We start from the raw sequence: 3,271 nt of genomic DNA on the forward strand, positions 1-3,271 counted from the left end.
TTGCGACTCAGTATTTCTTGTTATCCAAGTCTAAAAGAACATTTCTCGTCTTTCAAATTCCCCCAAAAATGGTATAATAGTAACATCACAAAATTGGAGAGAGACCATGAGTTTTTACAATCATAAAGAAATTGAGCCTAAGTGGCAGGGCTACTGGGCAGAACATCATACATTTAAGACAGGAACAGATGCATCAAAACCGAAGTTTTATGCTCTCGACATGTTCCCATATCCTTCAGGAGCTGGATTGCACGTAGGACACCCAGAAGGCTACACAGCGACTGATATCCTTAGCCGTTACAAACGTGCCCAAGGTTACAATGTCCTTCACCCAATGGGTTGGGATGCCTTTGGTTTGCCAGCTGAGCAATACGCTATGGATACGGGGAATGACCCAGCAGAATTTACAGCAGAAAACATTGCCAACTTCAAACGTCAAATCAATGCGCTTGGATTCTCTTACGACTGGGACCGTGAAGTCAACACAACAGATCCAAACTACTACAAATGGACTCAGTGGATCTTCACCAAGCTTTACGAAAAAGGCTTGGCCTATGAAGCCGAAGTACCAGTAAACTGGGTAGAAGAATTGGGAACAGCTATCGCCAACGAAGAAGTCCTTCCTGACGGAACTTCTGAGCGTGGTGGCTATCCTGTTGTCCGCAAACCGATGCGTCAATGGATGCTTAAAATCACGGCCTATGCAGAGCGCTTGCTTAATGACTTGGATGAGTTGGATTGGCCAGAGTCTATCAAGGACATGCAACGCAACTGGATTGGGAAATCAACTGGTGCCAATGTCACCTTTAAAGTGAAAGGGATTGACAAGGAATTCACCGTCTTTACCACTCGTCCTGATACTCTTTTCGGTGCGACCTTCACTGTCTTGGCTCCTGAGCATGACTTGGTTGATGCGATTACAAGTCCAGAACAAGCTGATGCAGTTGCGGACTACAAACACCAAACTAGTCTCAAGTCTGACTTGGCTCGTACCGATCTTGCCAAGGAAAAAACAGGGGTTTGGACGGGCGCTTATGCCATCAACCCTGTCAATGGCAAAGAAATCCCAATCTGGATTGCCGACTATGTTCTTGCTAGCTATGGTACAGGTGCGGTAATGGCTGTTCCTGCCCACGACCAACGTGACTGGGAATTTGCCAAACAATTTGACCTTCCAATCGTAGAAGTGCTTGAAGGTGGAAATGTAGCAGACGCTGCCTACACAGAAGATGGTCTTCATGTCAATTCAGACTTCCTTGATGGACTGAACAAAGAAGACGCTATTGCTAAGATTGTGGCTTGGTTGGAAGAGAAAGGTTGCGGTCAAGAGAAGGTTACCTACCGTCTCCGCGACTGGCTCTTTAGCCGTCAACGTTACTGGGGTGAGCCAATCCCAATCATTCATTGGGAAGATGGGACTTCAACAGCTGTTCCTGAAAGTGAATTGCCACTTGTCTTGCCAGTCACCAAGGATATCCGCCCTTCAGGTACTGGGGAAAGCCCATTGGCTAACTTGACCGACTGGCTTGAAGTGACGCGTGAAGATGGTGTTAAAGGTCGTCGTGAAACCAACACCATGCCACAATGGGCTGGTTCAAGTTGGTACTACCTCCGCTATATCGATCCACACAATACTGAGAAATTGGCTGATGAGGACCTCCTCAAACAATGGTTGCCAGTAGATATCTACGTAGGTGGTGCGGAGCATGCCGTTCTTCACTTGCTTTACGCTCGTTTCTGGCACAAATTCCTCTATGACCTCGGTGTTGTTCCAACTAAAGAACCATTCCAAAAACTCTTTAACCAAGGGATGATTTTGGGAACAAGCTACCGTGACCACCGTGGAGCTCTTGTAGCGACTGACAAGGTTGAAAAACGTGACGGTTCTTTCTTCCATGTGGAAACAGGAGAAGAACTGGAGCAAGCACCTGCTAAGATGTCTAAATCGCTCAAGAACGTTGTTAACCCAGACGATGTGGTGGAACAATATGGTGCCGATACCCTTCGTGTTTATGAAATGTTCATGGGGCCACTCGATGCTTCCATCGCTTGGTCAGAAGAAGGTCTGGAAGGAAGCCGTAAATTCCTTGACCGTGTTTACCGTTTGATCACAAGTAAAGAAATTGTTGCGGAAAACAATGGTGCTCTTGACAAGGTTTACAATGAAACCGTTAAAGCTGTAACTGAGCAAATCGAATCCATGAAATTCAACACAGCTATTGCCCAACTCATGGTCTTTGTCAACGCTGCTAACAAGGAAGACAAACTCTATGTGGACTACGCCAAAGGCTTTATCCAATTGATTGCCCCATTTGCACCTCACTTGGCAGAAGAACTTTGGCAAACAGTTACAGCAACAGGTGAATCCATCTCTTACGTGGCTTGGCCAACTTGGGACGAAAGTAAATTGGTTGAAGACGAAATCGAAATCGTCATCCAAATCAAAGGAAAAGTCCGTGCCAAACTCATGGTCGCTAAAGACCTGTCACGCGAAGAATTGCAAGAAATTGCTCTGGCTGACGAAAAAGTCAAAGCGGACATTGACGGCAAGGAAATCGTGAAGGTGATTAGTGTACCAAATAAATTGGTTAATATTGTTGTGAAATAACGAGTTTATTAGCTCTATCTGCCACCTTCAATAGTACACTGGACTATTGAAGCCAACCAAACTTGTTAATATCGTTATTAAATAAGAAATGAATCCTTCAGAGTAGAATCTGAAGGATTTTTTGAATTTTTTCATGAAAGTATGATATACTATGTGCAATTATAAAGTTTGAAAAGTGAATCAAGGAGAAAACGATGCCAGTAAACGAATATGGTCAGATGATTGGTGAGTCAATGGAAGGTTATACTCCAGGAGAATTGCCTTCCATTGATTTCTTAGAAGGGCGCTACGCTCGGATAGAGGCTCTTTCGGTGGAAAAGCATGCGGAGGATTTATTAGCTGTTTATGGTCCAGATACTCCTCGGGAGATGTGGACCTACCTCTTTCAGGAGCCGGTGGCAGATATGGAGGAACTGGTTACCGTCTTAAATCAGATGTTGGCTCGTAAGGACCGTTTTTACTATGCGATTATAGACAAGGCAACTGGTAAGGCTTTGGGGACTTTTTCTCTCATGCGTATTGACCAGAATAACCGAGTAATAGAAGTGGGTGCCGTCACTTTTTCTCCAGAATTAAGGGGAACACGTATAGGGACAGAGGCTCAATATCTCCTAGCTCGCTATGTTTTTGAGGAGCTTAACTATCGTCGCTATGAGTGGAAAT

General features: G+C 44.8%; 2 protein-coding genes. Both read left to right on the forward strand.

All coding sequences use genetic code 11. The features are described 5' to 3' along the window. Positions 1–106: 106 nt before the first annotated feature. Positions 107–2,608: a leucine--tRNA ligase gene (gene leuS, locus GMD4S_RS11625; protein ID WP_000011730.1), complete on the forward strand. Its 2,502-nt coding sequence runs from the start codon at positions 107–109 to the stop codon at positions 2,606–2,608. Positions 2,609–2,802: 194 nt separating this feature from the next. After that, the coding region (locus GMD4S_RS11630) for a GNAT family N-acetyltransferase (protein ID WP_001144920.1) at positions 2,803–3,271 on the forward strand (469 nt) is incomplete at its 3' end.

It is taken from the genome of Streptococcus sp. GMD4S (assembly GCF_000296955.1).

Excerpts from the sequence above, each read along its gene's own strand:
- leuS (WP_000011730.1), top strand. The coding sequence starts at position 107 with ATGAGTTTTTACAATCATAAAGAAATTGAGCCTAAGTGGCAGGGCTAC.